This window comes from Pseudobutyrivibrio sp. (genome assembly GCF_017471675.1).
Taxonomy (GTDB): domain Bacteria; phylum Bacillota; class Clostridia; order Lachnospirales; family Lachnospiraceae; genus Pseudobutyrivibrio.
The window spans coordinates 1-2,599 of the sequence record NZ_JAFUSK010000084.1 but is presented as its reverse complement, the minus strand read 5'-3'; the positions used below and the strand labels follow the sequence as shown (position 1 = coordinate 2,599).

3 protein-coding genes are annotated in these 2,599 nt (G+C 36.7%); 1 reads left to right on the top strand and 2 read right to left on the bottom strand.

Going from position 1 to position 2,599, the window contains the following annotated elements; genetic code table 11:
• The first annotated feature begins 208 nt into the window (after positions 1 to 208).
• Positions 209 to 1,453 (top strand): IS256 family transposase, encoded by a 1,245-nt coding sequence (locus IJ535_RS13225; RefSeq protein WP_294303809.1) that lies wholly within the window; start codon positions 209 to 211, stop codon positions 1,451 to 1,453.
• A gap of 47 nt (positions 1,454 to 1,500) precedes the next feature.
• Here the strand turns inward: IJ535_RS13225 and IJ535_RS13220 are convergent, their stop codons facing one another.
• Together IJ535_RS13220 and IJ535_RS13215 are read right to left on the bottom strand one after the other, a co-directional pair.
• On the bottom strand, positions 1,501 to 1,944 hold the full coding sequence (locus tag IJ535_RS13220; protein WP_294303808.1) for a cytidine deaminase: 444 nt from the start codon (positions 1,942 to 1,944) through the stop codon (positions 1,501 to 1,503).
• Between the two features lie 237 nt (positions 1,945 to 2,181).
• Positions 2,182 to 2,523, bottom strand: coding sequence for a HepT-like ribonuclease domain-containing protein (locus tag IJ535_RS13215; RefSeq protein WP_294303807.1), 342 nt, complete (start codon positions 2,521 to 2,523; stop codon positions 2,182 to 2,184).
• Positions 2,524 to 2,599 lie beyond the last annotated feature (76 nt).

The window sequence follows — 2,599 nt, the reverse complement described above, 5'->3', positions numbered from 1 at the left end:
TTACATTCCCCATTTTTTAGCTTATTTGATTGTAGAGCTTATACATCTCATTGTAGACCTTCTTGTAGGTCTTGTATTTGGAAGAGTCAGAAGAGTTTTTCAGTCCGTATATCTCGAGCCTTTGAAAAAATCTCTGTAAATTTTATATAAGACAATTATTATTGGACCTTCTATGATAAAATTTTAATTATCAAGGAGGCCCATTTTTATGGCAAACAAGAGACACAACGTTTATAAGGCAAAACCAATGACAGAAGGAAAGAAGGCTGTAATCCAAGGCTTACTCAGTGAGTATGATATTCAGTCAGCTGAAGACATCCAGGATGCACTCAAGGATCTTCTTTCAGGAACTATTCAGACTATGTTAGAGACAGAAATGAATGATCATCTAGGCTATGAGAAGTATGCTAGAGATGATGAACCAAACTACCGCAACGGTACTAAGCCAAAGACTGTGAGAAGCAAATACGGTGAGTTTGAAGTAGATGTTCCTCAGGATAGAAACAGTACATTCGAGCCTGCTGTAGTCAAGAAGAGACAGAAAGATATATCTGGCATTGAAGAACAGATTATTGCTATGTATGCCAAGGGAATGACCACAACTCAGATTTCTGAAATGGTTGAATCTATCTATGGATTTGAAGTCAGTGAGGGCTTTATTTCCGATGTTACAGATAAGCTTATGCCTCAAATTGAGGATTGGCAGAACCGTCCTCTTTCATCCGTATATCCGATAATTTTTATTGATGCTATACATTTCTCAGTTCGTAATGACGGTATTGTTAGCAAGCTTGCAGCATATGTAGTTCTTGGAATCAATGAGGATGGAATGAAGGAAGTTCTTTCAATCGAGGTTGGCGAAAACGAGAGCAGCAAGTACTGGCTGGGTGTTTTAAACAGCCTCAAGAATCGTGGCGTACGGGATATCCTTATTCTTTGCTCAGACGGACTTACAGGCCTTAAAGAAGCAATTCAGGCTGCATTTCCAAATACAGAGCACCAGCGCTGCATCGTACACATGGTTAGAAATACTCTTAAGTATGTCGCTAACAAGGACATGAAAAACTTCGCGAAAGACCTTAAGACCATTTACACAGCAGCTGACGAAAAAGCTGCTCTTAAGCGCTTAGATGAGGTTACTAAGAAGTGGGAGCCACTTTATCCGCATGCAATGAATCGTTGGCATGATAACTGGGATGTTATTACTCCTATATTTAAGTTTTCTATGGATGTCAGAACAGCTTTTTACACCACCAATGCCATTGAGAGCTTAAACTCTTGTTATCGTAGATTAAACAAGCAGAGAAGTGTATTCCCAAGCCCTTCGGCTCTTATGAAGGCTCTTTATCTGGCAACCTTTGAAGCTACCAAAAAATGGACAATGCCTATCAGAAATTGGGGCAAAGTTCGTGGAGAGCTTTCAATCATGTATACTGGTAGACTAACTGATTAAAACAATAACCACTATCTCATATTCGGGATAGTGGTATTTTATGATATCTAGTTAAGATTTAAATCCAATTTTTCAAAATGTTCTAACTCATCTGCTGGATAAGCTTTTGTCCAATGATACGGTTGTAATTCGTGTAATGTAACAAATTTAATGCTGCCATCATCAGTTGTCACACCGACATTAACATTAGTCCCCCAGTATCTCAAGCGTTCTTGGCATACTCCGCAAGGTGATAGCACTTTAAAAGGTGATTTTTCATCATCACGTACTACGCACAAACAGTGAGTAACCTTTTCATTAAACTTATGAGCCTCGCAGATTGCACCAGTTTCAATGCATAGTAATACAGAGCCGTTGGCACTTTCTACAGCTACACTAGTAAAAAAACTTCCTTCTTCGGTATGTATGATAGCAGCTCCACCCCAATCTTTAGGGAAACGTTTTTCGATGAATCTAGTTACTCGGTCATACATTTCTTGTTCGATATTCATTTTGTCCTCCCTTACATAAACCTCTTTTATAACTACATTGTGCAAAATTGTACCTTATTCTTTATCTATCATCAAATAAAAAATCCTTGACGAGACGGTATGCTATAGGTATATTAAAAAGGGATGTAGCCAATCTAACTACACCCATCATTAATCTAAATTATCATAGAAGTTCCATATTTACAGAAAAAATTTCAAAGGCTCAATGTAGGGAACGATTAGTCTTTGAATAGACTTTCATATTCCTTCACACGCCTTAAGTAGCTCTATTACATCAGGAATATCATAAACCAATGTATCATATACTATTTTCAAATCCACATGACCATAGTCGTGTACAAGCTTGTTTCTTAATCCAAATATATCACCCCATGGAATATCTGATTTTTCTTTTCGATATTCTTCAGACAGTTTTCTAGCATTTTCTGATACTTGGATAAGTCTAAACATCATAGAATCCTGAAGCACTTCATTTTCTTCGAACTCTGGCTTTGTTACCCCTAGCATATTTTTATCAATAAAGAGTAAATCCTTTTTTATTCTGTCCAAGTAATAAGAATCATATTTAACATTATCCATATATTCTAATTCCATCCTTCAATATTTCATTTAATAATTCTGGATTATTTACCAATTGATTGGTATCTAATAAATC